Raw genomic sequence first — 26,874 nt, 5'->3', positions numbered from 1 at the left:
AAAGTGAAATTAAAAGAAAGTATAAAAGTAACAGGGCGCTTTTTTATCATTGTAATGAGCGTGCTATTATTTTCATGTAGCCAAATGCCGAATAAGTCATTATCTGATGCCAATATCCACTTCATAACGCTTGCAGATACAGAGGCGGAGGATGGCAAAAGAATATTAGTAGTTGAAGGTTATCAAAAACTCGAATGCCCAAGGCGGCGAAGTCTTGATAAATCGAGTGAAGATTATATGGGCATATTGTTGTATCAGGATAGCAGTAAAACTAGTGGTAATGATAAGGATTATCCTAGTATACAAGTAGAGTCAGGGCGCCCTTTAACTTTGGCGATTTCGTTATCGACAATAGTAAGTAGCGAAAATAGTAATATTTGTTATTACCAATATCATGCGTTAACGCCAAAAGAAAATGCTGAATACGAAGTGCATTTAACTGATGATTGCGAGCTAACGCTGTTTAATACCACAAACTTAAATAGGTCTAAACAGAGCAATAGCGGAGCTACTGATCTCACTATATTTTACCAAGAAACCGAGAAACAGGTATGTGATTAATTAACTTTTCATCAATCTATTGGTAGGTGTCCTGTTTTTACCAAAATAATGGTTTCTTCTTCAGTAAAAGGAAAGTGCTGACTTAAGTGAGGACTTCTGATCCAGCTATATTTAGGATAGGCTCCAAATTCATCTTGAAAAGTTCCGCTTAATACGAAAATCTCTTCACCTCCAAAGTGGCGATGCGGTTGGAACTTTTCATTGGCTGGCCACTTTACTAAAGCGATATTTTCATGCTGAAAATTATGCAGTGGCATCACTTGCAAGTTACCTATACCTTGGTGCCAAGCCGTTTTGGTAGTGTTAATGATAATTTGAGCGTTATCACCTTTAGAGAACTGATTGAGTTTGACATAGAGCAAACAACCCTCTTTACTAAAAGGTGCATGATTTGAACCAGGAGGATTGCGAATATAGGTACCGGCAGGGTAGTCACCATTTTCATCCGAAAATGTTCCGGCTAAAACAAATATTTCTTCGCCACCTGGATGAAAGTGTTCGCTGAATTTAGAATCCACGTCATAGCGAACGACACTGGTTGTCCTTCCTGATTCCGCCGCTTCTCGTTCTAACGGAATTCTGGAAACCCCTTGCATTGGCGATGGCAACCAATCTTTTTCGGTAGTATGAATCACCAGCCGTTTGTCGAAGTTCATATTTAACATAGCAGTTTCTCTTTTGACATTATCTTACTGTGTTAGTTTCTTCCTGCCATTACGCCACCATCGGTATCCCAAATAGCTCCTGTTACCCAGCTGGCTTTATCCGATAAAAGATAACAGATTGTATTGGCAATATCATCACTGGTTCCGACCCGGCCAATCGGATGGAAGTCATTAAATCCTTCCAGAGCATCATCAACTTCTGATGGAGCAATAAAGGACTCATAAATAGGGGTTTTCACTACAGCAGGAGACACTGCATTCACGCGTATGTTAGCCTCCGCAAGCTCCATAGCCATGTGTTGAGTTAGTGCATGAAGTCCTGCCTTAGCCATCGAATAAGCAGAAGATGGGGTTGCTTTAATGGCTTGTTTAGCCCACATAGAACCAATGTTAACAATACTGCCGCCATCTGCTTGTTGCATTTTTTCTGCGACAACTTGTGAAATTTGAAAAGTGGCTTTGTTTAAACCCATATATAGCTCATAGTCATCAGCCGTATGTTCTAGAAAGCTTTTAGGGCTAAAATAGCCTGCAGCGTTTACAAGGTATTTAATGTTGTTTTTATGGGTTTTAATATTTTCAATTAAAGATTTAACGCTGTCTTTATCATATAAATTGGCTTGTAGCGACTCAACTGAACCTAATGGAGTTAATTCTGCAACTGCACTATTGAGTTTATCTTGGTTGTTGCCCACAATGATGGTGTGGGTGCCATGTTGAATTAATTGTTTTGCTGTAGCTAAACCCATGCCGCTAGAACCGCCAATAATTAAAGCACTATGATTTGTCGAAAACATTTGAACAATCTCACTATAAAAAAGTTTTTGGAGTGTGATAATCTTAAGCCAAATTTGATTTAATAAAAGTAAGTACAAATTAGTGCGATAGGCACTTTTTGGTATATATTTATGAAAAATAAAGAAAAAACATTTTTAAGAAAATCACCACCGCAAAAAATCGCAAGAATGGTGGAGACTATTTTTGGTTGTAAATGGTCATTAACGGTCTATCAATTATTGGGCAATGGCATTAATCGACCTGGTGCAATGGTAAAGAGTGTTGAAGGATTAACAACTAAGGTATTGAACGATTGTTTACGAAAAAATATTGAGTTTGGAATTTTACATAAAGAAGTCTTTAACCAAACACCACCAAAGGTAGAGTATTCTTTTACTGAGTTTGGGCAAAAATTTTTAAAAATTCTTGAACAATTAGAATCCTTACAAAGTGAATTATAGTCATGCGAGATATTAAAGTTCCCTCGCCAGTAGAAATATTTAAGCATCCGATTTTTGATATGAATAAAATTTCTGTTGATATCAAACGAGATGATTTAATTCACCCGATCGTTTCAGGAAATAAATGGCGCAAACTAAAATACCTAATTCAAGAAGCGCAAAGGCTTGGCAAAAGCCAAGTGATATCGATGGGCGGGAATTACTCAAACCATCTGCATGCACTTGCATATTCTGCCAAAGCAGCGGGATTGGTTGCTAAAGGTTTTGTTCGAGCAAACTCACAGCAAGAACTGACCCCGACCTTGCGCGATTGTATCGATTGGGGGATGGAGCTGGAGTTTGTGTCACGTAATGAATATCAGGCTCTAAGAGAACAACAAAACATAAAGAGCTTTGCGGAAGTAGAAGATAGTTATTGGATTTCTGAAGGTGGTTTTTCCGAACTAGCCATTAAAGGTGTTGCTGAGATCGCTAAGGAGGTTGACAAGCATTATGATTTCATTTTGACAGCCACTGGCTCTGGCGCCACCATGGTGGGATTGGCAAAGGGATTTCCAAACTCCAAGGTTATTGGTGTAGCAGCGTTTAAAGGCGCGAGTTATTTGAAGGATGAGTTGTCTGATTATTTACCAGAATTAGAGAATTGGAGTCTAGATTTAGAACATCATTGTGGCGGCTTTGCAAAAATCAATGCTCAGTTAATGCAAATAAAAGCTGAATTCGAAGGCTATAATGGGTTTAAATTTGATAAAGTATACAACGCTAAAATGATTTATGCTTTGCATGATATGGTAGCTGGCGAAGAAATTTCGCCAGGCTCAAAGGTATTGTTAATTAATACGGGTGGACTACAAGGTGACAGAATCTAAGCTATCTCAATTCTTCTGGTAATAATTCTTCAGGCATATTTTGATAACAAACAGGTTTTAAAAAACGTTGAATAGCGTGCGATCCTACCGATGTAGTTGACATATAAGTGCTAGCTGGATATGGACCTCCGTGTACCATTGAATCTGCAACTTCTACGCCTGTAGGGAATCCATTAACTAAAATCCTCCCAGCTTTATTTTCCAATATTCTAATTAATGTTTTCGCTTGCGTGAAATCATCTTGTTCAAGGTGTAACGTTGCAGTTAGTTGACCATTTAATTGCTCAGCAATTAGTATCATCTCTTCAGGAGATGAGGTTCTAACAATTACCCCTAGAGGGCCAAAAACTTCTTCCTGGAGTTTAGAGTTATTTAACCAAGATTTAGCATTGCAACTAAATATTTGTGGCAAAGCCTCACGTTTGTAGAATTGGTTAATCAATATATTTTCAATGTTGTCATCGTCAATAACGGCTTGAGAATTTTTTGAAAATGCGCTTGCAATATCTTCGGTTAACATAGTCGTTGAAGTCATTTTTTGCAATTCAGTAATAGCTGTGGTTACAAACTCATCTCCACTTTTGCCAGTTGGAAGTATTAATAAGCCAGGTTTAGTGCAAAATTGACCTGCCCCCATTGTCATTGAGCTTGCCCAGTTTTTGGCAATTTCCTCTGCTGAAGAATCAACAGCATTCGGTAAAACAAACAGAGGGTTTAAAGAGCCCATTTCTGCGTAGAATGGAATAGGGTTAGGGCGTTGAGCACATAAGTCAAAGAGTGCTCTTCCTCCTTTAATTGAGCCAGTGAACCCCGCTGCAGTGATCTCAGGGTGCTTAACTAAGTGTTGAGCGGCTTCGTGACTTGAGTCATGTATCAGTGAAAAAACTCCTAGATCTAATCCAGATTTATTAATGGCATTTAGAATAGCTTGGGCAACTAAGTCCGATGTCGCTGGATGAGCGGGATGGCCTTTAACGATCACCGGGCAACCTGCTGCTAACGCAGAGGCAGTATCTCCTCCAGCAGTTGAAAAAGCCAATGGAAAATTTGAGGCACCAAATATTGCTACTGGACCAAAGGGGCGCATAACTCGCTTTATATCTGGTCTAGGAAGTGGTTGACGATCAGGTAATGCAATGTCATGTTGCCTGTCTAGATAAGTACCTTTTTCAATATGAGATGCAAACATCTCTAATTGACTTCTGGTGCGTGCCATTTCACCTATTAGGCGAGCCTCTGGTAATCCTGATTCTTGTTGACATACAGCAATAATTTTTTTGGTAAAGGTTTCTAGTTCGGTTGATATAGCTCTTAAAAAACTAGCTCTTTGTTTGGAGTTTGTTTGGCCATAACTTTTAAAAGCGACACTAGCAGCATTAACGGCATCATCGACTATCTTTTTAGAAGCATTTGGGAACTGATGTGACTCACCATTCAAGTGTTGTACCGAAAAAGAATTTGAAGAGGTACAAGTTTTCCATTTACCTGCAATTAAGTGTTTACCAATGATCATAGTATTCTCCGAGAGACTTTATCTGAAGTCTGATTATGCTTTTGAAATTCGGTGGGCGTTAAGCCAGTAGCTTTTTTAAATTGTCTAGTGAATGCGCTTTGATCGTTATAGCCCACGGCTAAAGCGATATCTAAAATTGAATCGTTAGTATCAGTTAGTATTTTTGACGCTTGAGAAATTTTGGTTTTAAGCAACCATTTACCAGTGGTTAATCCATAGACCATTCTCATTCTTCTATCGAGTTGATAGGGCGACATCTTCGCAAGCTTAGCCATTTCGACAATTGTTGGGTTTTCGCTTAAATTATTTTCAGCAAACTCTATTGCTTCAGTAATGTTATATAGATTAGTGTCGATTTTTTCGGGTGACTTTAAATCTTGAGAGATTCCAACTACCCCTGCACATCCTCTGGTACTGAGAATGGGTATTTTCGTTGTCAGACACCAGCCTGTTTCTTGCGAGCGATAGTTATGAAGTTCTAAATACCGTATGAGAGGTTCTTTGGTTTTTACTACTTGCAGATCTTGTTGTTCATATCGCCGTCCTAGCTTCTTACCAAAAACTTCAGTGGGAAGCTTTCCTATTAATTCGTCTTTATCAGATAAGCCACACCGCTCCACCAAGGATTGATTCACCAATTGATAGTGCCCTTGCGCACTTTTAACAAAGAAAACTATATCGGGTAGTTGATCAAATAGTAACTCAGCTACTTGCGGATTACCCAAAGCTGATATCAATTGATTTGAATTCTCATTATTGTGCATAAATTAAAGTTATACTGCCTTTATCTGCATAGACATGGCATCTTCTAAAAGTATATTATAAACAGTAACTAAAGCTCTATTGCAAGAAAAATATTCATGCAATATTTGATAAATATTTAAGCGAGTAATGAAATGAACGGTGAGCGAATATTTACTGGTTGTATGCCAGCGCTAATGACTCCATGTAATGAATTTGGGCAGCCCAATTTTACGAGCTTAGTAGCGACTGCTAAGGATTTAATTCAGCAAGGAATGAGTTCTGTGGTTTATTGTGGCTCTATGGGCGACTGGCCTCTTCTTAGCATTGAGCAAAGGAAGCTAGGAGTTACTAAGTTAGTTAATGCAGGTATTTCGGTTATTGTTGGTACGGGGGCTCAGAATACCGCTAATGCGGTTGAGCTTGCACAGCATGCTCAAAATATAGGCGCTAAAGGTTTAATGGTGATTCCACGATTACTTTCTAGAACTACGGTTGTTTCCGCTCAATTTAGTCACTTCTCGGCTATTCTTAAAGCTGCTAATGAGTTACCGAGTGTTATTTACAACAGCCCATATTATGGTTATGAAACAAAGTCTGATTTATTTTTTAAGTTGCGTAAAGCTCATCCTAATTTAGTAGGTTTTAAAGAATTTGGAGGTGCTGCAGCAATGACCTATGCAGCTGAAAATATTACTTCAGGTGACCCTGATTTATCTTTGATGGTGGGAGTTGATACTCAAGTGTTGCACGGATTTGTTAGGTGTGGTGCTGATGGGGCAATTACCGGTGTTGGTAATGCTTTACCTAAAGAGATTCTATATTTTGCTGCTTTATGCCATAGGGCGAGAGAAGGCGACGCTCAAGCACTAGGATTTGCAAATGAGTTAAGTGATGCCTTAAGTATTTTATCAAAGTTCGACGAAGAGCCAGATTTAGTATTGTACTATAAACGCTTAATGGTATTAGAGGGCCACAAAGAGTACCAGTATCAGCTTAATAGTTTTGATAATTTAACGGTTAGCCAACAATCTTTTGTTGATTCCGAATGGAAACGTTTTCGAAACTGGTGGAAACAATGGGGTGGTAAAAATTATTTAGGAGACTAAATCGTGCGAGTTATTGATTCTCATACTGCAGGTGAACCAACAAGAGTAATTGTTGAAGGTGGTCCTGATTTGGGTAATGGTTCTTTACCAGAGCGGTTAGCGCTTATGAAAGAGAATTATGATCATATCCGTAAGAGTATTATTTTAGAACCAAGAGGTTCAGATGTCCTTGTAGGTGCTTTGCTTTGCCCAGCAACGAACCCAAAATGTTCGACAGGGGTTATATTTTTTAATAACTCTGGTTACTTAGGTATGTGTGGTCATGGGACTATTGGTGTTGCAGTAACCTTAGCTCATTTAGGTTTGGTTTCTGAATCCGAAATAAAAATTGAAACTCCTGTAGGAGTAGTTACCGTCAAGATGCTTGATAAAAATACGGTCAGTGTTGAAAATGTAGAAAGCCACCTTTATCGAGAAAATGTTTCTGTTCAAATTGATGAATTAGGGACTGTGACAGGTGATGTTGCCTGGGGTGGAAATTGGTTTTTCCTCGCTCATCAAACGCCAGTAGCTATTAATTTGGAAAATGAGCCGCAACTTCGTCGTTATGCCAAAATGATTAAGCTAGAGTTGAATAGAAATAATATAACCGGACAGGGTGGTGCAGAAATTGATCACATTGAATTCTTTAGCACTGCTGAGCGCGAAGGAGCTAATAGTAAGAATTATGTTTTGTGCCCAGGCGATGCTTATGACCGTTCGCCGTGTGGAACTGGGACAAGCGCTAAGTTAGCTGCGCTTGCAGCAAAAGGCTTACTGGCTGAAAATGAAACTTGGGTTCAAGATAGTATTATCAATAGTCGTTTTGAAGCAAAGTATCGACGCACTGATGATGGTAAAATTATTCCAACCATAATAGGCAAAGCTTATATTTCCGCTGAATCTACTTTGATATTTGATCCTAAAGACCCTTTCAAGTTTGGTATTTAATTAATGGATGGCTCGAATCTATTCAAGTCTACAGATATTGCTATCGTTGGTGCCGGCATCATAGGCCTTGCTTGCGCCCATTATTTAGTAGAAGAAGGCTATTCTGTAACAATAATTGATCAGGGTAAAATTGGCGCGGCTTGTTCTTATGGAAATTGTGGCTATATTTGTCCTAGTCATCTATTGCCATTAACTGAACCAGGTATGGTTTGGACTGGGATTAAGTCTTTATTTAATCCTAAATCTGCTTTTCGAATTAAACCGCAACTTAGACCTTCATTTTACTTTTGGCTCCTACAATTTGCCCGGCGCTGTAATCATGGTGATATGATAAAAGCAGCAAAAAGTCTAAACCAAATTTTAGAATTTTCACGGCAAGAATATTCTAATTTATTTTCAAACTATCCGATTGATGCTCAGTGGAAAGAAACAGGTTTACTTTACGTATTTCAGACTAAACGAGGCTTAAACGAGTTTAGGCATACGGATCGATTATTAACTGATGAGTTTAATCATTCAGCTCAATTTCTAACTACAGAAGACTTAATTGAATTTGATTCAAGTTATAAAAAAGATTTAGCTGGGGCTTTTTTATATAAAGATGATGCATCAGTAAAACCTGATGCAATGACGGCTAGCTGGACTCAGTTGTTACAACAAAAAGGCGTAAAATTCATTGAGCATTGCCGTTTAGATTCAATAAATAAAAGCAATGGAAGAGTTAGACTTTTAAAAACGTCTCTTGGCTCGATAAATGCAGAGCAGTTTGTTTTTGCCACAGGGGCTTGGAGCAGAGGTTTATCTAAAGAGTTAGAAATAAGTTTACCGGTAGAGCCTGCTAAAGGTTACTCGGTAACCATTCCAAGACCCGAACATTGCCCCAGTGTCCCAGTTTTATTTCCAGAACATAGAGTAGGGTTAACACCATTCGATAATCATTTAAGGCTTGGTTCTATGATGGAGTTTTCTGGCTTTAACACAAAGATACCAAAACATAGAGTAAAGCAGCTTTTTAATGCTTCTAAACCTTATTTAAATGTATCGATTCAAGAAAGTTATGATGAACCTTGGACTGGTTGGCGCCCTATGACTTGGGATAGTTTGCCAATAATAGGTCGAACTTCGAAGCTAGACAATGTGTTATTAGCCACAGGACATAACATGCTAGGCATGACATTAGCACCGGCAACTGGAAAATTAATTGCGCAGCTAATACAAGGGAAGGAAACTTCAATTGACGTTAAACCTTATCGACCTACAAGGTTTTAAAATAAAAAAAGCCTGCATATAGCAGGCTTTTTTTAGGCCGAGATATTAGTCTTTCTTTAATAGATCTCTAATTTCTGAAAGAAGGACTTCTTCACTAGAAGGCTTTGGTGGCTCAGCTGGAGCTTCTTCTTCTTTCTTCTTCATTGAGTTCATTGCTTTAACCATCATGAAAATTGCGAATGCAATGATCAAGAAATCAAGAGCTGTTTGTATAAAGTTACCATAGTTTAAAGTAACTGCTGGAGTATCTCCGGCAGCTTCTTGAACGGTATAAGCTAAGTCTTTAAAATCAACACCGCCTAAAAGAACGCCCAAAGGTGGCATCAAAACATCATTTACGAAAGAACTTACGATTTTACCGAAAGCACCGCCAATGATGATACCCACAGCCATATCCATCACGTTGCCTTTCATTGCAAACTCTTTAAACTCACTCATCATACCCATTGTGATAATCCCCTAATTGTTAAATTGAAAATGCTAACTAGCAAACTAATTATGAATAAAAAGCTTGAAAAATCAAGGAACTAACAATGGTTTGAATAAATTTAACATTCTACTTTTTCAATAAGATATCCGTGGAACATTGTGATACCATTATTCTCATTTAGGGTAGTAGGATGTAAATATGAAATCAGGTCACCAATGGATCGCTGAATACAGTGAAAGCCATAGGAATCCAACTAATAAACTCATTCATTGGGTTTGTGTTCCGGTTATCGTATGGACGGTTATTGCATTGTTATGGTCAATTCCAGTTCCAGAGTTTATGCAAATGAATCCTTGGTTAAACTGGGCTAGCCTTTTTATGTTACTAGCGATGTTTTTCTATTTTACTTTTGGCTTCAAGATATTTTTTGCCATGTTATTAATGGCAGTGGGTATGCTTTGGTTTACTGCGTGGTTATCGCAAGCAACGACCATTCCTGTGTGGCAAATTGCTGTTGTGGCTTTTATCATTGCTTGGGTAGGCCAGTTCATAGGTCATCATATCGAAGGTAAGAAACCTTCATTTATGAAAGATGTACAGTTTTTGTTAGTGGGGCCGGCTTGGGAAATTAACTACCTGTTTAGAAAAATCGGATTTATTAAATAACTATAAATAATTGAGTTTGGGAGAGTTTAATGGCAATTTCAGAAACTACTGAGAAAGTAGCTTTTATCCAATCAGACGCGGTCGCATTTGGCGTGATCATGGCTGTGCTAGGTTTAATCTTTTTTACCTCCAGTCGTAAGCAAGGCTTTTGGCATAGCTTTTATAAGCATATTCCAGCCTTATTGCTGTGCTATTTTGTGCCAGGTTTGTTAAATACTTTAGGCTTCTTCGATAAAGGTTCTGCCGATAATATTTACTACATAGCTTCTCGTTATTTATTACCTGCCAGTTTGTTTTTACTGACCTTAAGTATTGATTTTGAAAAAATCATCGGTCTGGGTTGGCGTGCAGTGGCCATGTTCTTCGCTGGAACTGTCGGTGTCATTATTGGTGGACCTTTGGCCGTGTTAATCTTTGCCATGGTGGCCCCTGAATGGGTTGGGATAACTGATGGCGTCGTTCCTAAAGGTGAAGAAATTTGGGCTGGACTTGCAACTGTTGCCGGTAGTTGGATTGGTGGTGGTGCTAACCAAGCGTCTATGCAAGTTCTTTATGATGTTAGTGATACCTTGTTTGGGACTATGGCCGTAATGGATGTTTTGGTAGCAGAAATTTGGATGGTAATTTTACTATTTTTAATTAAAAAGTCTGATTCTGTTGATCGTTGGCTAAAAGCAGATAACTCTGCTATTGAAGAGTTGAAAGTTACAGTAGAGAAATACACTAAAGAAAACGAACGTATCCCTAATTTAAACGATTTTATGATGATTTTAGGTTTGGGTTTTGCGATCGTAGCTTTAGGCCACTTAATTGGTAATTGGGCTCCTGGCGTGATTCTAGCATCTGTAGAAGAAGGTGGGACAGCGTATACAGTCTTTAAAAATGTGGGCTTTGGCAGCCATTTCTTTTGGATGATTATTACTGCGACCATTGCAGCTTTAATATTGTCACGGACCAAAGTTCGGGAAATGGACCATGCTGGCTCATCGAAAATTGGCTCCGTATTTATATATGTTTTAGTAGCAGCCATTGGTATGAAAATGGATTTAACTAAAATATTTGAACATTACCAAGTGTTCTTTATAGGTATTGTATGGATGATTATCCACGTGGCGATTTTGTTTATTGTGGCTAAGTTGATTCGAGCACCATACTTTTTTGTAGCGGTTGGCTCTAAAGCTAATATTGGAGGTGCAGCTTCTGCACCAGTGGTTGCTTCGGCATTCCACCCATCATTAGCCCCTGTAGGTGTTCTACTAGCCATTTTAGGTTATGCGGTTGGCTCGGTTGGAGCCATATTAACAGCGATTATGATGAGAGCTGTTGTAGGCGGGTAGCTTGAACTAGAGTAAGTAATAAAAAAGCGGCTATTGCCGCTTTTTTATTTAGATTTTTATGAGCTTTTAATTCACGCCTGAGGCAAAAAGTTCTCAGCTAGCATACAGCGCGCACTACCACCACCAACTGATTCAATAGTATCAATTGGACAAGGAACTAACTTACCATGCAGTTTAAGTAAGTTTTTTTGCTCCTTACTAAAGCCGTGATACGCCGAATCTGACATCACTATCAGTAACTCACCGCGTAGGTTGCGTAGCTGTAAAATATTGGCACAAAAACTTTTTTCGGTTTGTTCAAGGCTTAACTCAATAATCTGTTTATGGTGGGCTTTTAGGCTACCGATAACTTTGTCACGATCAGACTCCGTAATGGCATCCACACAAATGGCGGCGAACCCTTCACCAATACTTAACATGACGTTGGTATGATAAAAAGGTTTTCCATTGGAGCTTTTACTCTCAAAACTTATCGCTTGATAACCATTATCTTTCGCGTACTGTTCAAAAATATTTTTTTCACACCGATCAGAAATAGCGGCATAAGCAATCTTATTTTTGTGGTCGAAAATAATCGAGCCAGTACCCTCTAAAATCTGTTGAGAGTCAGATATATTTGTAAGCTCTTTTTGTTGATACCCACTTTTGTTAGCTAAAGCTATAAGCTCACTAGGTCTAACTTCTGCTTTACGATTTTCCGTCTTCATCGGAAATAAAGTAATTTGTCCCAACTCGTCGGTAGAAAACCAATTATTCGGGAAAACCGCGTCAGGTAGTTCAGGCAAATCTTGTGTTTTATTCAATACTAAAACTTCAACAAAGTTATCTCTAAGAATATTAACCATTTGGTTAAACTCAGCCATAGCATCTTCTTTGAGCATTAATGGATCAATTTTAGGTCGATTTTGAAATTCGTTATCGGCTCCAGTTTGCTCATTAAAACAAAAATCGGTTGGTGGAACCATAAATACAGAGTGGGTGGTATGACGCATAGTGTTTTCAATTAATAGTTTTAGGCAAGATAAAAAAAAGGCTTGCAAGTTGCAAGCCGTATTTATTAGCAATATCTGGACATAAAACCAAATGGGGGTAGGTATAACAATGCCAGTTTCGCTAATTAAGGAGTCAATCTATGAAAAAACTCTAACTAACTACAAAACATCCATGTAAAACATGAAAACCAAACTAACAAGTTCAAATCTTTAAAAAGTTATTAAATCGATTAAAAAACTTAATAAAACATTTGATCTTTAAGGTTAAACTTTGCCAAAATGAACTCACTTCACAGTTCTTTGGACTTTAGCAAGGAGCATGAAGCTTTTCTTAAACCTTTGTTATACAATGGTATTTAGAAAAGATTAATTGCTGCACCTCAACTGTAGTGCAAATTTTAATCACTTGTTTGACCAGTTTCAAACGATAAATTTTAATGCGAAGCATTAAAAAAACTAATCGCTGGTTATTGCTAGGAGCAAAGATGCCAAGAAAGTTACCACCACTCAATAGCTTACGAGCTTTCGAAGTCGCTGCGAGACATTTAAGTTTTACTAAAGCAGCGGAAGAGTTATTTGTCACTCAAGCTGCCATCAGCCACCAAATTAAATCTTTAGAGGATTTTTTGGGTATTCAATTGTTTATTAGACGTAATCGTAAACTCTTATTAACCGATGAAGGTCAGTTGTATTGGCCCAAAATTCGCGATGTGTTTGAAAAACTTATCAATGCCACTGAGCAGGTGAAAGCAAAAGGTGCGACAGGATCCTTGACTGTAAGCGTGATACCTACTTTTGCCACTTTATGGCTGGTGCCAAGATTGGCTGAGTTTAATGAGTTGTACCCTGATATTGATGTACGTATTAAAGCTTCTGATACAGAAGTTGATTTTGTCAGAGAAGATGTTGATGTAGCTGTTTATTATGGCAAAGGTGATTACGATAATTTAATTTCCGATCGCTTATTTGAGGAGCATTTAATGCCAGTGTGCTCGCCACAATTGTTGGACAAAAAGCCAGTGGAGAAGCCAGAAGATTTAAAAAATCATACCTTGCTGCACGATATATCTACCGATGAATGGCGAAGCTGGTTAAAGCATGCGCAAGTTGATGGTGTTGATTTAGCGCATGGGACTGTTTTCAGTCACTCGGGAATGGTATTGCAGGCTGCTCGTCACGGACAAGGCATCGCCATGGGACATAGCGTTTTATCTCAGATGGATTTAGAATCAGGGCGCTTAGTGGCTCCTTTTGATATTATTCTAGATAGTGGTTACTCCTACGATTTGGTCTGCCCTGAAAACTCTCATGATCGACCTAAGATTGTTGCTTTCAGAGAATGGCTCTTATCGAAAGTTAACGATGATTCTGAAGACGAAATTTTCTTTTGATAATGCATAAAAAGTAGCTAAAGACAAAAAAGGCTGACTTCCAACGGAGTCAGCCTTTTTCTTTATGTTTTATAATTTATGCGTCGGTATCGAAATAGTCACGAGTGCCATGGGCTTCAATGGCTTCACCAATACGGCGCATTGCGACAGTGTAAGCGGCATTTCTCATGCTGCGATTTTCAGCTTTAGCAAGCTCCCAAATTTGATTGAATGCCTTAGACATGATCTTACCAAGACGTTCGTGGACATCAGTCAACTCCCAGGCATAGCCAGAGCGGTTTTGCACCCACTCAAAGTAGGAAACCGTCACACCACCAGCATTTGCCAAGACATCAGGGATCACGTGGATGCCTTTCTCATGTAGCACGTCGTCCACATCGGATAAGACAGGTCCATTAGCAACTTCAACGATATAGCTAGCTTTGATATTATCAATATTATGACTTCCAATAACGCCATCTAATGCCGCAGGTATTAAAATGTCCACATCCAGCTCGAGTAACTCTTCGTTGGAAATTGGTTGATGCTCTACCTGCTCGCAAACTGAATGATTGCAATAAACGGCCCGAACTTGACGTGAACGTTGTTTTTCTTCATAGATACTGGGTACATCGAATCCGTTCTTAGAGTGGATACCACCCTTAGAGTCACTGATAGCAACGATCTTATAACCACGCTCATGCAATAAACGTGCAGCATGGTAACCGCCATTACCAAAACCTTGAACCGCAACGGTAATATCTGAGGGTTGCCAACTATGTTTAGTTTCAAGCTCTAAAATACAAAGGTAAGCACCGCGGCCGGTGGCATCATCACGACCTAAACTACCACCTAAACTAATAGGTTTACCGGTAATGACTCCTGGCGCTTTCTTACGGGTAATGGCTTCATACTCGTCCATCATCCAACCCATAATTCGTTCATTGGTATAGACGTCAGGTGCAGGTATATCTCTTTCAGGACTGATGACATCAGCCATTTGGCGAACATATGAACGTGATAAACGCTCAAGCTCCATGCGAGATAGCTTTTTTGGATCCACCGTTACGCCACCTTTACCGCCACCATAGGGTAGACCAACTACGGCACATTTGATGCTCATCCATAATGCCAGAGCTTGAACCTCGGCTAAGTTCACATCTGGATGAAAACGGATACCACCTTTGGTTGGGCCTAGCGCATTGTTATAACGGCAACGATAACCGGTAAAATATTCCGTAGAGCCATCGTCCATACGAACAGGTAGCGACGCTGTCATGGTGCGCATTGGATGCATTAAAGCATTAATTACTTCTTTGCTGACGTTAGCACTTTCACCGATGTTTTTGACTCTGGTAAGTGCATCTTGAAAAATGGTATCTGACATAGTTTGTCCTTATTATTCTTAAAAAGCGCAGCTTTTATATCATGGCTGGGATTCTTTATAAAAGAAATTAGAAGTGGTCGGAGCTATAGAATTAGGTTATAAATAATCATGATTTAGTGACGATATTATTTATGACATTTACTAACAAAACAGTTTGGATTACAGGGGCTTCTTCTGGCATTGGTGAGGCCTTGGCATACGAGTTTGCCAAACTGGGCGCGAAACTTATTTTATCGGCTAGGCGTGAAAAAGAGTTAGGTAGAGTGAGAGAGGCTTGTGAAAATAGCGAGCAACATATCATTGTACCTTTAGATCTTGCTGTAAATACCGAATTTCAAAATTTGGTTGACTCAGTGGTTTCGAACGTTGGAAAGATAGACTTATTAATTAACAATGCAGGTTTAAGCCAAAGAGCGCCAGTGCTTGATACACAACTATCGGTTCATCGTCGCTTGATGGAAATAAATTATTTGGGAACCGTTGCTTTAAGCCAAGCTTTGTTGCCACATTTAGTGGCTAATAAATCTGGCGGAATTGTTACTGTGAGTAGCTTAGTTGGAAAGTTTACTACGCCATTGCGCTCTGCTTATTCAGCTTCCAAGCATGCGATTACTGCCTATATGGATAGTTTACGCGCAGAGCTTTCCGGTACAGGTGTTCAATTTATGACGGTCTACCCTGGCTTTATTAAAACCAATATTACATACAAAGCTTTGTTAGCGGATGGTTCTGAGCAAAATAAGATGGATGATGCGCAAAACAATGGAATGGATGCCAGCGTTTGCGCTAAGAAAATCATTAAAGCTTATCTCGCAAAAAAAGATGAAGCCTTTATTGGCGGTAAAGAAACCTATGCGGTTTACATCAAGCGTTTCTTGCCGAAAATATTTGCTCGAATGATAAGAAAAGCAAAAGTTACTTAAGGCTGTAAACAGAAGATTACTGAGTTACATCAACTAATAAAAAAGCACCAAGAGGTGCTTTTTTATTGAGGAAATTTGTATAGAGTTTATTGACGATCTTTATCTCTAATCGCTTTAAATTCAGTGCCTTTATACCAATTTGGATAATTGTTATCGGTGCTTAAAAGATAACCTGCTTCAAATAAGATTTTTACATCTTGCATAGCCGCATTCCAAGCCCAGCCTTCTTGATATTCGTCACATAGCTGGTGGTAGCATTTTCCGCGTAAAGCATTCCATTTTTCTGCCATAGCTTTGTCTTCTTCTACAAAGTCAGAACCACCGCCTGCAAAAATTGCTGGAACGCCTTTTTTAGCTAAACTGAAATGATCAGAACGATAATAACCACCGCGACTTGGATCGGCTTCTACTTTAGTCACTCGATTTTGACGTTTAGCGGCTTTTGTTACGTATTGCTCGAGTTCTGATTTACCAAAACCAACCACAGTGAGATCATTGACTCGGCCGCTAACATTCATACTATCGATATTGAAGGCACCAACAATATTTTTAGTCGTAACAGTAGGGTTAGCAGCGAAATATTTTGAACCCAATAAGCCTTGTTCTTCAGCAGTAATCGCCATAAAGGTTACTGAGCGCTTAGGCTTAATGTTCACTTTATTAAAGGCTTTGGCAATACTAATAATACCAGAGATACCTGTGGCATTATCAATCGCGCCATTGAAAATTTGATCGCCTTCAAAGTGCGCTTTTAAACCTAAATGATCCCAATGTCCCATATAGATCACATGTTCTTCAGGTTTCTCGGAGCCTTTTAAAGTTGCGATAACATTGGCTGATTGAGAACGCTTGATACTATTAGTAAAGGCGACTGAAGCTGTTTGATCTAAAGTCACCGGTTGGAATTCTCGGGTAAGAGCTTTAGCTTGCTCTTTCTCAAAATCTAATCCAGAACGCTTAAATAAGGCTTTAGCCTTGTCTAGAGTGATCCAAGCTTCTACGTCTGGCTTTGGTTCATCGCCAGCATCAGCTAGTTGATATTGTGCGCCTGACCAGCTATTTGAAACCACGCCCCAGCCATAAGATGCTGGCGCTGTATCGTGTACAATGATTGCGCCAGCTGCGCCTTGACGACCAGCTTCTTCATATTTATAAGTCCAGCGTCCATAGTAAGTCATGGTACGCCCTTGGAATAACTCAGGATCTTCGGTCATAAAGCCTGGGTCATTGACTAAGATAACCGCAGTTTTACCTTTCATATCGATGCCAGCATAATCATTCCAACCATACTCAGGTGCAACCACACCGTAACCAACAAAGACTAACTCAGAATCTTTCAGTTCTGCTCTTTCAACAGATTTAGAGGTGCCGGCAACAAACTCATCGAAATATTTTAATTTCTCATCTCCGAGCGTTAATTCCATATTGGCATCAGCTTCAATGCTAATAAGAGGAACTTGCTGCAAATAACTATCGCCATTACCTGGCATTAGGCCAGCATTTTTAAACTGTTCAGTAATAAAGTCAGTGGTTTTTTTGCCGCCTTCAGTAGCGGGCTCACGACCAGTAAAGTCATCGGAAGCTAAAATTTTGACGTTAGCTTTGTAAAAATCCAAGTCAAAGCTGTTATAGACTTCTTCGAAGTTACTTTTCACAACTGTATTAGTCGTTTTTTGTATCTTGTCTTGATCTGAATTGGTTTCAGCTTTTGTAGGCATTGCCTCAGGCTTTACTTCTGGTTTCTCTGCTTTTTCACAGGCAGCCAATAAACTAAAGCTTAAGAGCAAAGCTAAGCTGTTAGTAATAGTTTTCTTAGACATAATTAACTCTAGGGTTAAGTGGTAATTTAGAGGCTTATCTTACTGAGGAGTACAAAAAATCTCAAACCGTTTGTGGCCTCGATATAGGTCTCTTGATAACGCTTGACATCATCTATCTGCCAAGTAAGCTAAATGCTTGATTATACGCCCCTTGTCCCACTTTAAAGCAAAAGAGAGTCCCAATGATTTATTGCCGAATTGCTATGCTTGTCGCTGTTAGTATCACATCTGTTCCTTATGGTCTTATAGCTGATACTTCGGTTACAAAAGATCTTGTCACCAAAACCATTAGTAAGCCTTTAACACTTGAGCAAGTGATGGCAGATCCAGATTGGATAGGTAATGCTCCAAGTAATCCTTATTTTAGTGATGATGGTAAAACTATTTACTATCAGCAAAAAGAGACTGGTTCAATCAACAGGCACACGTGGCAAGTTAATTTAGACGACAAATCCACGCGTAAAGTAGTCGATAAAGAACTGATAAAACTGGATCAGGGCAGAGCAGTTTATAACTCCAACAATAGCTTAAAAGCATTTAGTAGTCAGGGTGATATATGGGTTAAGTATTTATCCAGTGGCGATTATCGTCAATTGACCAGAACCAATGCGATTGAGTCTCGTCCGCAATTTATTGGTAATGATGTTGTTGCTTTTTACTTGAATAGTGACCTTTACTCGATTGATTTAAATACCGGTCTTATTAGTCAAGTTGCCCAATTTAAATTGAGCGATGACCCTGACATTAAGAAAACCGATGACTATTTAAGCAAGCAACAAACGCGTTATTTTGATTATATTCAAAAACAGCAAAAAAATGCTGAAGATAGAAAGCAAAGACAAGAGCAGTTACAAGCGGCCACAGATCTTGAGGCTAATAAGCCTTGGTATTTGGGTTCTAAAGTAGAAATTAGCACTACTTCATTATCGCCGGACGGTCGTTATCTTTTATTGGGAACTTATGCAAAAACCAAGCAACTAGGCAAGCCCGATAATATGCCGCGCTTCGTCACTGAAGATGGCTATGTAAAAAATAATAAGGTTCGCCCGTTAGTAGGAACTTATCAGCCGCGAAACGAATCTTTATATTTATTGGATCTCGTTAATCATAGCAAAACACCAATCGACTTATCGGATTTAGAAACTATCGATGAAGATCCGTTAGCGGATATTAAACGTTTAACAGCCAAAAGAAATGGTAAAGAGTATCAACCTCGAAAAGGTGAGCGAGGCACCGCAATTTTCAAGTGGAATGCCACTGGCGGTATCGATTGGTCAGAGGACGCTTCTAAGGTTGCCTTTATGTTGTATTCCGATGATAACAAAGATCGTTGGATTGCGAGTTTAGAAGTTAAAAATCAAAAGTTAAAGAGTATCCATCATCTGCGAGATGGTGCTTGGGTTAATGATTGGGATTTTAATGATTTTGGCTGGCTGACGGATAATGAAACTCTGTATTACACTTCCGAAGAAACCGGCTACAGCCATTTATATTTAAGTAAAGGGCGAAAAACATCGGCTCTGACCAAAGGTCGTTATATCGTTAATAATGTGCGCTTATCGGCTGCTGGTAACTATCTTTATTATCGAGCTAATAAAAAACATCCGGGCATTTATGAAATTTATCGGGTTACTTTAAGTGATAATTCAACAGAAGCAGTTACCGACCTAGGCGGCTTGAACAGTTTCAATTTAGCCAACGATGGAGAGCAATTAGTAGTGAGCCATTCAACGGCGACTATGCCTACAGAGCTTTATCATGTTTCGTTAAAAGAGAATAAAACTATAACTCAATTGACCAATACCGTTTCTGAAAAATTTAAGGAAATGGATTGGGTGACGCCAGAATTTATCGAAGTGCCATCGAGCCAAGTGGATCAGCCTATTTATTCTAGACTCTACAAACCAAAAGATTTTGATGCGACTAAAGCAGACAAATATCCTGCTGTAATATTTATCCATGGTGCCGGTTATCTGCAAAACGCACACCAGGGCTGGTCAGGGTACTTTAGAGAGTTTATGTTCCATACCTTTTTAACCCAACAAGGCTATATCGTTTTAGATATGGATTATCGTGCTTCAAAGGGTTATGGCAGAGATTGGCGAACCGCTATTTATCGCCAAATGGGCACACCAGAAGTTATAGATTTACGTGATGGTGCGGATTGGCTGGCGGCCAATACTAATGTTAATAGAGATAAAGTGGGTATCTATGGAGGTTCCTATGGCGGTTTCTTAACCTTTATGGCTTTATTTACTGAGCCGGAAGCTTTTGCTGCCGGAGCCTCATTAAGACCAGTGACCGATTGGGCGCATTACAATCATGGTTACACTTCAAATATTCTCAATACTCCTGAAATCGACCCGGAAGCCTTTGAGAACAGCTCACCGATTGAGTTTGCAGAAGGCTTAAATAAACCTTTATTAATTGCTCATGGCATGGTTGATGATAATGTATTTTTTAAAGATACAGTTCGGCTAGTGCAGCGCTTGATTGAACTGGAGAAAACCCAATACTTTGAAACGGCAATTTATCCTATCGAGCCCCATGGCTTTACCGAGCCATCGAGCTGGCTAGATGAGTACAAGCGTATTTACTATTTGTTTGAAGAACACTTAAAGTAATGAATATATTTTAAATAAAAAAAGAGGAGCTAAGCTCCTCTTTTTTTATAACAAGTTATGAGTAAAAGCTTACTCTTCACCGATAAAAATATCACGGTATGCGTGGTAAGTGGTGCCTGCCCAGAAACCAACCGCCAATAACGCCAATGGGATCATAATAATAAACATTAAAACTAAAGCCATTGTTTGTGAGATAAATCCAATAATACCCATTAGTAATGCAAAAATAATACCTACGGCAATACCTAAGACTATTAGCATTAATAAGAATACAACGACGGCTCCAATATTTTTAGTTGCGCCTTTAAAACCAAGTTTTAAAGCTTGCATTGCAGAAATACCATGAAGACCGATTAAAGTTGGTGGGAACCATAAAGCAAGTAAGAAAATAACACCTGCAATAAGTCCTAATGGAATTAGTAAAATGAATTTCCCCATCATTGATGAAATAACTGCAGGGTCAGGATCATCTCCAGACATCATGAGAGTGATGAAGTCAAACCCTACAAAAGCAAACATCAACATAAATAGAGCGATATAGACAACAATGGTAATCAAGCCAAACAAGAATAACTGGCTGGATTGAGGTAAGGAGAAGCCTGCAAACAACTGTCCAATTTCGAGCTTTTCACCGGTATAAACTCTATGCGCACCTAATGCTAAACCAGCAGCAAATACTGGAGCCAATAAAGTTGGCACAATCATATTGATAATAGGAATAAAGTTCAGCACTAAAGAAATAATGACGTAAACCAGGCCTATTAACATCCACATGCCAATTTGAGGCTTTAAGGTATTACTAATGCCTTTTTCAAGCCATGTAAAGCCGCGGCCAATAGGAACCGTATTAGGGGTTGCTAGTAGTTCACCTTCATTTTCAGGCGTTTGAATATCTGCTTCTGGCGCTTGATAGGGGTTATTATCTTGTTCATTCATCGTCTTTATCCTTCTATCTTTTGTTGTAATCTAATAGTTATACTCGTTTAATTTATACAATGCTGTTGGCTTCGTCAAAATCTAAGCGAGGACTTCTTGGAAATAAGTCTTTTTCGGTGCCATAACCGAGGTTGCATAAAAAGTTAACTTTAGTGCTGGTTCCGGCAAAGAAAGTCTCATTTATCTTTTTCGGGCTAAAGCCTGACATGGGACCACAATCCAGGCCTAATGCTCTAGCAGCCATGATAAAATAGCCGCCTTGTAAGCTCGAATTTCGAAAGGCAGTGGATTCAATGAATTTCTCTTTACCAACAAACCAGCTTTTTGCATCTGTATGCGGGAACAGTTGCGGCAGCTTCTCATAAAACTGCATATCCATACCAATAATGGCACATACTGGTGCTGTCATAGTTTTTTCAACATTGCCCTCCATCAGGCAGTCTTTTAATTTGGCTTTGGCTTCTTCGCTTTTAACGTAAACCACACGCATTGGACAACAGTTAGCTGATGTTGGCCCCATTTTTACGAGCTCATCCAGTTGTTTAATTAGATCATCAGAAACGGCTTCTTGGTTCCACGAATTATAGGTTCTAGCATTGTTAAAGAGGGTGTCTAGTGCTTCTTGCGATACAGGTTTGCTCATTTAATACCTAGCGCTGTAAAAAATTATTAATGGACTATCTTGTATAATTTTTTTATTCGACGCAAGCGAAACTACTTGATGCGTAGAAGCGAACAGGATAATTTATAACCATTCCTCAAAATCTCAGGTTTTAGAATTGCAGTTTTTTCGACTAGTTTTTATTTGTGGTAGCTTAATGATAGTTTTGGGTTGTTCCAGCCGCCAAGCATTTCAAAGTCAGAGCAATACTAAAGAGGATTCACAATGGTGGCAATGCAAGCCGCAAACCGATCGGGAATGGCATTGTGCTGAAGGGGATAAAGAGTTTGTTAGCTTCAATGCCCAAAAGAATGTGACTCCGTCTAAGTCTACTCTACAAACAAATAATCAAGCGACACTAATCGAGCAACAAGTAGCAGAAAATTCCGGCAAGGATATTCTTGATAATAGCTCGCAAGACACTCACAGCCAAGACGCAACTAGTAACAATGACAATACTGTTGAGGAAGAGCCGCAAATAACGACTAAGTTAACTTTGGGAGACGAAACAGCGGTTCCAAACAGCCAGATTAGTAATAAAGAACTCGATAGTAATAAGCTGTTAGGTGCTTGGACTATTCAGTTAGGGGCATTTAGGCAAGAAAACCAAGCCAATGACCTTTCAGCTAAAGTTAAAGGTTCTTTAGTTTCTGAAAAATTTGTTAAAGGGCAGGCTTGGTACAGAGTTAATTATGGAAGCTTTGTCAATGCCAGTGAAGCTAATAAAGCTGCGTCTAGTTTGAAACAGCTTTATCCCTTGATAAATACTTGGGTTCGCAAAAACTAGCGATTAACAAACCCTGCAATATCTTCAGCCAATGACTTTTTTGGCTTTTCGATAATTCTGCCTAATTCTTTATTCTGATTATCATCACTAGTATCACTTTTGATAATAATAGTTGGGGTAAATTTGACCCCATCTTTTTGCTGGCGATTCAAAGGTTCCTGTTTACTGATGTCGAGCGCAATTAATTGGTGACTAATATTGGCGTTGTCAGCGGAGGCTAACAATTCTAGTAACTCAGGCACCTCACGCTTACTATCGTGGCACCATAAACCAAAGTAGGTGGTGATAGTAATGGGTTTATCGATAGCTTTTATAAGTGCTATATCTTTAGCATTGAGCTTAATATCGTGGTGAGCAAAAAACTTCTTGTTGGCCTTTAATTCATCAGTAGTGATGTCGCCAACGGCAAAGTTCTGGCTGGACTTAACACTATGCTTTTGTTCATCAGCGGTAGCGCAGGCAACCAAGTTGAAGGAAACTAAAAGCGATACGAGTAAAAGGTTTTTCATGGTTATTCCTGTCTTATAAAATCTAAACTGGCTGAATTCACGCAATATCTTACACCAGTTTCGGTTGGACCATCATCAAAAACATGACCAAGGTGAGAGCCACATTGGGCGCACAATATTTCAGTACGGTGCATGCCATGGGATATATCATCGCGATAAGCGATGGCTTTATTATTTATAGCTTTATCAAAACTTGGCCAACCGCAACCTGAGTCGAATTTTCCTTTATCATCAAATAAAACCGAATCACAACAAGCACATAAATAATCGCCTGTATCATGATGTTGGTTATATGTTCCAGTAAAAGGACGCTCTGTTCCTGCGTTTTGAGTGATGCTGTATTGTAACTGATCGAAAGTTTTAGCTTTGGCAATGCCTTGAGTTTTTAAAGGAGGGTAGCTGATATGAAAATCACTCCACAGTCGCCAATTATGAGAGGCGTTAAACTCATGGCGAGTCATTAGATCCAATAAATAGCCATTGATGGAATTAATTTCAGTTGGCTGATTATTTTGAACGTCTTGCAGCATGGAGTTGTAGTTATCAGCGGTTTTTTCTAACACCTCAAAGATAATTTGTTTAAGGCTAGTTGCAAAGTCCAGCTGCATGGATTTTGCGAATTGGCTATTTTCATTGATTAAAGCCAATAATCGCGGCTGGTATTTATCGGCAAGCAAATCACCATTTTTGCACTGATAAATAGCGGCTAATGGATTAATAACTGAGTTAATTAAGAGCTTTTTCAATAAAGTGGTTTCAATGGAATTGCTCCACTCGACATTTAAACTGGCGCTTTTAAAGTCAGCCAGCCAGTAAGGTTTTGGTGAACTGTTAAGAGAGCCTATTTGAACACTGCCTTTACCAGCGTAGGTAATTGAGTGCGCTGAGTTTTTAAAGGCGCCATGGGTATTGCTGGCAAAAAAGATATTGGTTTCTGGCACAAATTGTTGAGCAATGAGCTCATGCCCCATACCGTTTTGAAATAATATTAACTGACTATTATCATCAAGCCTATGTTTGATACTCGCCAGCGCTTCATGCAGTTGAGGCGATTTAACACAAACAGCTATTAAAGATAAGGTGTCAGTGTCTGAGACTTGGCTAGTGGCAATACTTCTCGTTTCGCTACTATCAAGAGTATTTATTAGCCACTTATCTTCATAATTCGACTGATCGCGAATAATAAACTGGCAATCAATAGAAGCTTCGGTTAATTTATGGGCTAGCAGCTGACCGATTGCACCAGCACCAAGAATAGAAATCATAAGTATCTAATAGAGATAAATCTTGAATAATCCAAAGATAGCACTTTCCCCCAAAATAAAAAACTTTGTTTATTTCCAGCCAGAAGTCCTGCGGATGCTACTTTTGGGTTTTTCTGCCGGTCTTCCGTTGTTATTGGTCTTAGGAACTTTGTCGCTCTTATTAAAAGATGCTGGAGTTTCTCGCTCTGATATAGGGTATGCATCATGGATTGGGTTGGCTTATTCAATTAAAGTACTTTGGGCGCCGCTAGTTGACAATATCAAGTTACCTTTTGTGGAAAGCCTTTTTGGTAAAAGACGAAGCTGGTTATTGCTCTGTCAAATTGGGATCTGCTTCTGTCTAGTATCCATCTCATATATAGATGCTTCTTTGCATCTAGAAAAAGTAATTATTTTTGCATTGGTGACAGCTTTTTTCTCGGCTACTCAAGATATTGTTATTGATGCTTTTCGAGTAGAGTCCAACGAAGATAAAACTCAAGGAGCTGCTGCAGGAATGTATATTATGGGTTATCGATTAGCCATGATATTAGCGGGAGCAGGTGCGTTATATTTAGCGGACGCAGGTAGCTGGGAATTTAGCTATCAAATTATGGCACTTTGTATGGCTATTGGTTTAATTGGTTGGCTCTTGTCACCAGAACCAGAACATAAAACCGTTGCTGTTGGCAATTCGGAACTTGAAAAGAGGATATCCAATAAACTCTTTTCTAATTCATCACATTCCTTAAAAGATAATCAATTCGTAAAAATCATTATCCGGTCAATCTTCTCCCCCATTGTAGACTTTTTACTAAGATTTAAATGGTGGGGGATTGTGATTATAGCTTTTATTGCTACCTTTAGGTTGAGCGATATTGTAATGGGGGTGATGGCCGGGGTATTTTATAGAGACTTAGGTTTTACAAATTCTGAAATAGCTACCATTTCAAAATTGTATGGATTAATCATGACAATTGTTGGCGCGCTTTTAGGTGGTTACTTTGCTAACAAGTTGCACATTTTGCGATGCTTATTTACAGCAAGTGTATTAGTTATATTAACTAATTTGTTATTTACGTATATGGCTGGTGAACCAAAAAGTACAAATCTATTAATCGCTGTAATCAGTATGGATAATTTGGTGGGAGGTTTTGCCTTAGGCGTGTTGATGACTTATTTAGCTAGCTTAGTTAATAAGGAGTTTACAGCGACACAATATGCTTTATACACCTCTTTAATGACGCTGTTTGGGAAAATACTTGGAGGCTTTAGCGGCGCAGATGTAGATGCTTGGGGCTATGAACTGTTTTTTACTTATTCAGCGATTTTGGGTGTGCCAGCATTACTAATCAATATAGCGCTAATGTACCGGGAAAAGATGCTCAATAAAAAATAATAAAAAAGGCCGAATAATTCGGCCTTTTTAAATCTACAGGAAATGTTTAGAAGTGAAATCTAAATCCTGCATAAAAACCATCGATGGTTAAATCACTTGATAAGGCATCAAAGTCATCAAATTCAAGCTCAAAAATTCGATAACCTAACTCTAAACCAAAGCTAGTATCCTCACCGCCATAGGCGAGGTAGATTTTGGTATCGGATAATTTGTCATCCTGGAATTGACCTAATGAAATTTGAGCTCCAGCACTCAGCTCTGACAATGGTAGTTCAAAATGAGCTTTACCGTATACCATTGGAACAGTACCAGAAATGTCTACTGTAGAGCTTGCACCATTGTTGGTTCCTAAGCGTGTTTCTACAGTTACACCTCCGTCAAATTTTTTGGCGCTGAAACCTAAATCTAAATTCACCCAGTTATCTAGAATTTCATAATATAATATGTACTCGTCGTGATCTAAGTTATAAATCAATTGAGTAGCATCATTGGCTATAACACTGATACCGTTAAAATCAAAACTTTGACCGGCAATACCATTAGAAACACCACGTAAATCATTTTGATAAATCGCGACATTAGGTAAAAAAGGCACTGGATGTTCAAAGGTAACATATTTAGTGATGTTATCATCACTACCAAGACCTAAGTCATTATTAACATCAATGTTACTAGTGCCAGAATTGATGTTACCATCAACGTCATAATCCCAGCGTTGTACGCCTGCATAGACGCCTAATACATCAGCTGTTGCCATACCAGAAATCGCTAATAAAGAGGCTGCTGTGATAAGTTGCAATTTGTTCATTATTTATACCTGCTTGAAGTTTTGCCGCATTGTAACCATTTTTATGCATTTAGAAAGTGATTCATTACAAATTTAGTTATGATCCT

At 38.9% G+C, this 26,874-nt stretch carries 26 protein-coding genes and 1 pseudogene; 13 read left to right on the top strand and 14 right to left on the bottom strand.

From position 1 onward, the window contains the following. The first annotated feature begins 3 nt into the window (after positions 1–3). The gene (locus tag GJS41_RS10545; protein ID WP_154247323.1) at positions 4–561 is read left to right on the top strand and encodes a hypothetical protein; all 558 of its coding nucleotides are present in this window, start codon (positions 4–6) and stop codon (positions 559–561) included. An 11-nt stretch (positions 562–572) separates the two neighbouring features. Here GJS41_RS10545 and GJS41_RS10540 read toward each other — a convergent pair whose 3' ends face one another. Together GJS41_RS10540 and GJS41_RS10535 are read right to left on the bottom strand one after the other, a co-directional pair. After that, positions 573–1,226 carry a cupin domain-containing protein gene (locus GJS41_RS10540; protein ID WP_154247322.1) on the bottom strand — a complete coding sequence of 218 codons (654 nt, stop codon included), beginning with the start codon at positions 1,224–1,226 and terminating at the stop codon, positions 573–575. A gap of 32 nt (positions 1,227–1,258) precedes the next feature. Further along, positions 1,259–2,023 carry an SDR family NAD(P)-dependent oxidoreductase gene (locus tag GJS41_RS10535; protein WP_154247321.1) on the bottom strand — a complete coding sequence of 255 codons (765 nt, stop codon included), beginning with the start codon at positions 2,021–2,023 and terminating at the stop codon, positions 1,259–1,261. A 111-nt stretch (positions 2,024–2,134) separates the two neighbouring features. Here GJS41_RS10535 and GJS41_RS10530 point away from each other — a divergent pair, with 111 nt between their 5' ends. Beyond that, on the top strand, positions 2,135–2,464 hold the full coding sequence (locus tag GJS41_RS10530; RefSeq protein WP_154247320.1) for a helix-turn-helix domain-containing protein: 330 nt from the start codon (positions 2,135–2,137) through the stop codon (positions 2,462–2,464). A gap of 2 nt (positions 2,465–2,466) precedes the next feature. Beyond that, positions 2,467–3,333: a 1-aminocyclopropane-1-carboxylate deaminase/D-cysteine desulfhydrase gene (locus tag GJS41_RS10525; RefSeq protein ID WP_154247319.1), complete on the top strand. Its 867-nt coding sequence runs from the start codon at positions 2,467–2,469 to the stop codon at positions 3,331–3,333. 1 nt (position 3,334) lies between these two features. On the opposite strand, the gene GJS41_RS10520 is transcribed toward GJS41_RS10525, so the two are convergent. Both GJS41_RS10520 and GJS41_RS10515 read right to left on the bottom strand, forming a co-directional pair. After that, on the bottom strand, positions 3,335–4,846 hold the full coding sequence (locus tag GJS41_RS10520; RefSeq protein WP_154247318.1) for an aldehyde dehydrogenase (NADP(+)): 1,512 nt from the start codon (positions 4,844–4,846) through the stop codon (positions 3,335–3,337). Next, complete coding sequence (locus GJS41_RS10515; RefSeq protein ID WP_154247317.1) at positions 4,843–5,610, bottom strand: AraC family transcriptional regulator; 768 nt, start codon at positions 5,608–5,610, stop codon at positions 4,843–4,845. The genes GJS41_RS10520 and GJS41_RS10515 overlap by 4 nt, the downstream gene beginning before the upstream one ends. A gap of 132 nt (positions 5,611–5,742) precedes the next feature. Between GJS41_RS10515 and GJS41_RS10510 the strand changes: the two genes are divergently transcribed. Genes GJS41_RS10510 through GJS41_RS10500 form a run of 3 tightly spaced genes read left to right on the top strand, consistent with a single transcriptional unit; the run spans position 5,743 to position 8,895 of the window. Continuing rightward, the gene (locus GJS41_RS10510; protein ID WP_154247316.1) at positions 5,743–6,696 is read left to right on the top strand and encodes a dihydrodipicolinate synthase family protein; all 954 of its coding nucleotides are present in this window, start codon (positions 5,743–5,745) and stop codon (positions 6,694–6,696) included. 3 nt (positions 6,697–6,699) lie between these two features. Next, entirely contained in the window at positions 6,700–7,626 is a 927-nt protein-coding gene (locus GJS41_RS10505) for a proline racemase family protein (protein WP_370515697.1), read from the top strand. Positions 7,627–7,629: 3 nt separating this feature from the next. Continuing rightward, positions 7,630–8,895, top strand: coding sequence for an FAD-binding oxidoreductase (locus tag GJS41_RS10500; protein WP_154247315.1), 1,266 nt, complete (start codon positions 7,630–7,632; stop codon positions 8,893–8,895). A gap of 45 nt (positions 8,896–8,940) precedes the next feature. Here GJS41_RS10500 and mscL read toward each other — a convergent pair whose 3' ends face one another. Further along, positions 8,941–9,342: a large-conductance mechanosensitive channel protein MscL gene (gene mscL, locus GJS41_RS10495; protein WP_255473462.1), complete on the bottom strand. Its 402-nt coding sequence runs from the start codon at positions 9,340–9,342 to the stop codon at positions 8,941–8,943. A 181-nt stretch (positions 9,343–9,523) separates the two neighbouring features. On the opposite strand from mscL, the gene GJS41_RS10490 reads away from it, so the two are divergent. Both GJS41_RS10490 and GJS41_RS10485 read left to right on the top strand, forming a co-directional pair. Continuing rightward, positions 9,524–9,991: a DUF962 domain-containing protein gene (locus GJS41_RS10490; protein WP_154247314.1), complete on the top strand. Its 468-nt coding sequence runs from the start codon at positions 9,524–9,526 to the stop codon at positions 9,989–9,991. Between the two features lie 29 nt (positions 9,992–10,020). Next, positions 10,021–11,328: a DUF819 domain-containing protein gene (locus GJS41_RS10485; protein WP_154247313.1), complete on the top strand. Its 1,308-nt coding sequence runs from the start codon at positions 10,021–10,023 to the stop codon at positions 11,326–11,328. Between the two features lie 71 nt (positions 11,329–11,399). Here the strand turns inward: GJS41_RS10485 and GJS41_RS10480 are convergent, their stop codons facing one another. Continuing rightward, the gene (locus GJS41_RS10480; RefSeq protein WP_154247312.1) at positions 11,400–12,320 is read right to left on the bottom strand and encodes an arginine deiminase-related protein; all 921 of its coding nucleotides are present in this window, start codon (positions 12,318–12,320) and stop codon (positions 11,400–11,402) included. Between the two features lie 485 nt (positions 12,321–12,805). Between GJS41_RS10480 and GJS41_RS10475 the strand changes: the two genes are divergently transcribed. Then, positions 12,806–13,711, top strand: a complete 906-nt coding sequence (locus GJS41_RS10475) for a transcriptional regulator GcvA (RefSeq protein WP_154247311.1) — start codon at positions 12,806–12,808, stop codon at positions 13,709–13,711. Positions 13,712–13,787: 76 nt separating this feature from the next. Here the strand turns inward: GJS41_RS10475 and GJS41_RS10470 are convergent, their stop codons facing one another. Continuing rightward, complete coding sequence (locus GJS41_RS10470) at positions 13,788–15,077, bottom strand: Glu/Leu/Phe/Val dehydrogenase (RefSeq protein WP_154247310.1); 1,290 nt, start codon at positions 15,075–15,077, stop codon at positions 13,788–13,790. Positions 15,078–15,208: 131 nt separating this feature from the next. On the opposite strand from GJS41_RS10470, the gene GJS41_RS10465 reads away from it, so the two are divergent. Then, positions 15,209–16,000 (top strand): SDR family oxidoreductase, encoded by a 792-nt coding sequence (locus tag GJS41_RS10465; protein ID WP_154247309.1) that lies wholly within the window; start codon positions 15,209–15,211, stop codon positions 15,998–16,000. Between the two features lie 86 nt (positions 16,001–16,086). On the opposite strand, the gene GJS41_RS10460 is transcribed toward GJS41_RS10465, so the two are convergent. After that, on the bottom strand, positions 16,087–17,718 hold the full coding sequence (locus tag GJS41_RS10460; protein WP_370515713.1) for a M28 family metallopeptidase: 1,632 nt from the start codon (positions 17,716–17,718) through the stop codon (positions 16,087–16,089). A 284-nt stretch (positions 17,719–18,002) separates the two neighbouring features. On the opposite strand from GJS41_RS10460, the gene GJS41_RS10455 reads away from it, so the two are divergent. Beyond that, on the top strand, positions 18,003–20,444 hold the full coding sequence (locus GJS41_RS10455; RefSeq protein WP_227551335.1) for a S9 family peptidase: 2,442 nt from the start codon (positions 18,003–18,005) through the stop codon (positions 20,442–20,444). 69 nt (positions 20,445–20,513) lie between these two features. On the opposite strand, the gene GJS41_RS10450 is transcribed toward GJS41_RS10455, so the two are convergent. Then, positions 20,514–21,380, bottom strand: coding sequence for a BPSS1780 family membrane protein (locus GJS41_RS10450; protein WP_154247307.1), 867 nt, complete (start codon positions 21,378–21,380; stop codon positions 20,514–20,516). 52 nt (positions 21,381–21,432) lie between these two features. Then, complete coding sequence (locus GJS41_RS10445) at positions 21,433–22,023, bottom strand: malonic semialdehyde reductase (RefSeq protein WP_154247306.1); 591 nt, start codon at positions 22,021–22,023, stop codon at positions 21,433–21,435. A gap of 175 nt (positions 22,024–22,198) precedes the next feature. On the opposite strand from GJS41_RS10445, the gene GJS41_RS10440 reads away from it, so the two are divergent. Next, the gene (locus GJS41_RS10440) at positions 22,199–22,828 is read left to right on the top strand and encodes an SPOR domain-containing protein (RefSeq protein ID WP_154247305.1); all 630 of its coding nucleotides are present in this window, start codon (positions 22,199–22,201) and stop codon (positions 22,826–22,828) included. On the opposite strand, the gene GJS41_RS10435 is transcribed toward GJS41_RS10440, so the two are convergent. The 3 genes and pseudogenes from GJS41_RS10435 to GJS41_RS10430 all read right to left on the bottom strand — a co-directional run. Then, complete coding sequence (locus GJS41_RS10435; RefSeq protein ID WP_154247304.1) at positions 22,825–23,337, bottom strand: thioredoxin family protein; 513 nt, start codon at positions 23,335–23,337, stop codon at positions 22,825–22,827. The two genes, GJS41_RS10440 and GJS41_RS10435, sit on opposite strands and share 4 nt — an antisense overlap. A gap of 2 nt (positions 23,338–23,339) precedes the next feature. Next, positions 23,340–23,741: a peptide-methionine (R)-S-oxide reductase MsrB gene (msrB, locus tag GJS41_RS11680; RefSeq protein WP_370515712.1), complete on the bottom strand. Its 402-nt coding sequence runs from the start codon at positions 23,739–23,741 to the stop codon at positions 23,340–23,342. A 24-nt stretch (positions 23,742–23,765) separates the two neighbouring features. Then, a pseudogene (locus tag GJS41_RS10430) lies at positions 23,766–24,602 on the bottom strand (ketopantoate reductase family protein); the annotation flags it as partial. A gap of 22 nt (positions 24,603–24,624) precedes the next feature. On the opposite strand from GJS41_RS10430, the gene GJS41_RS10425 reads away from it, so the two are divergent. After that, positions 24,625–25,980: an MFS transporter gene (locus GJS41_RS10425; RefSeq protein ID WP_154247302.1), complete on the top strand. Its 1,356-nt coding sequence runs from the start codon at positions 24,625–24,627 to the stop codon at positions 25,978–25,980. 46 nt (positions 25,981–26,026) lie between these two features. Here GJS41_RS10425 and GJS41_RS10420 read toward each other — a convergent pair whose 3' ends face one another. Further along, positions 26,027–26,788, bottom strand: a complete 762-nt coding sequence (locus GJS41_RS10420; protein WP_154247301.1) for a TIGR04219 family outer membrane beta-barrel protein — start codon at positions 26,786–26,788, stop codon at positions 26,027–26,029. Positions 26,789–26,874 lie beyond the last annotated feature (86 nt).

Source organism: Kangiella sp. HZ709 (genome assembly GCF_009674675.1).
In the GTDB taxonomy this organism is placed as follows: domain Bacteria; phylum Pseudomonadota; class Gammaproteobacteria; order Enterobacterales; family Kangiellaceae; genus Kangiella.
This window is presented reverse-complemented; position numbering and strand designations above follow the sequence as displayed.

Coding starts and splice junctions, on each gene's coding strand:
- GJS41_RS10440 (WP_154247305.1), top strand. CDS start 22,199: ATGATAGTTTTGGGTTGTTCCAGCCGCCAAGCATTTCAAAGTCAGAGC.
- GJS41_RS10465 (WP_154247309.1), top strand. CDS start 15,209: ATGACATTTACTAACAAAACAGTTTGGATTACAGGGGCTTCTTCTGGC.
- GJS41_RS10490 (WP_154247314.1), top strand. CDS start 9,524: ATGAAATCAGGTCACCAATGGATCGCTGAATACAGTGAAAGCCATAGG.
- GJS41_RS10480 (WP_154247312.1), bottom strand. CDS start 12,320: ATGCGTCATACCACCCACTCTGTATTTATGGTTCCACCAACCGATTTT.
- GJS41_RS10455 (WP_227551335.1), top strand. CDS start 18,003: ATGATTTATTGCCGAATTGCTATGCTTGTCGCTGTTAGTATCACATCT.
- GJS41_RS10460 (WP_370515713.1), bottom strand. CDS start 17,718: ATGCCTACAAAAGCTGAAACCAATTCAGATCAAGACAAGATACAAAAA.
- GJS41_RS10530 (WP_154247320.1), top strand. CDS start 2,135: ATGAAAAATAAAGAAAAAACATTTTTAAGAAAATCACCACCGCAAAAA.
- GJS41_RS10510 (WP_154247316.1), top strand. CDS start 5,743: ATGAACGGTGAGCGAATATTTACTGGTTGTATGCCAGCGCTAATGACT.
- GJS41_RS10445 (WP_154247306.1), bottom strand. CDS start 22,023: ATGAGCAAACCTGTATCGCAAGAAGCACTAGACACCCTCTTTAACAAT.
- GJS41_RS10520 (WP_154247318.1), bottom strand. CDS start 4,846: ATGATCATTGGTAAACACTTAATTGCAGGTAAATGGAAAACTTGTACC.
- GJS41_RS10450 (WP_154247307.1), bottom strand. CDS start 21,380: ATGAATGAACAAGATAATAACCCCTATCAAGCGCCAGAAGCAGATATT.
- GJS41_RS10485 (WP_154247313.1), top strand. CDS start 10,021: ATGGCAATTTCAGAAACTACTGAGAAAGTAGCTTTTATCCAATCAGAC.
- GJS41_RS10500 (WP_154247315.1), top strand. CDS start 7,630: ATGGATGGCTCGAATCTATTCAAGTCTACAGATATTGCTATCGTTGGT.
- GJS41_RS10435 (WP_154247304.1), bottom strand. CDS start 23,337: ATGAAAAACCTTTTACTCGTATCGCTTTTAGTTTCCTTCAACTTGGTT.
- GJS41_RS10475 (WP_154247311.1), top strand. CDS start 12,806: ATGCCAAGAAAGTTACCACCACTCAATAGCTTACGAGCTTTCGAAGTC.
- GJS41_RS10515 (WP_154247317.1), bottom strand. CDS start 5,610: ATGCACAATAATGAGAATTCAAATCAATTGATATCAGCTTTGGGTAAT.
- GJS41_RS10420 (WP_154247301.1), bottom strand. CDS start 26,788: ATGAACAAATTGCAACTTATCACAGCAGCCTCTTTATTAGCGATTTCT.
- mscL (WP_255473462.1), bottom strand. CDS start 9,342: ATGGGTATGATGAGTGAGTTTAAAGAGTTTGCAATGAAAGGCAACGTG.
- GJS41_RS10540 (WP_154247322.1), bottom strand. CDS start 1,226: ATGTTAAATATGAACTTCGACAAACGGCTGGTGATTCATACTACCGAA.
- GJS41_RS10525 (WP_154247319.1), top strand. CDS start 2,467: ATGCGAGATATTAAAGTTCCCTCGCCAGTAGAAATATTTAAGCATCCG.
- GJS41_RS10535 (WP_154247321.1), bottom strand. CDS start 2,023: ATGTTTTCGACAAATCATAGTGCTTTAATTATTGGCGGTTCTAGCGGC.
- GJS41_RS10470 (WP_154247310.1), bottom strand. CDS start 15,077: ATGTCAGATACCATTTTTCAAGATGCACTTACCAGAGTCAAAAACATC.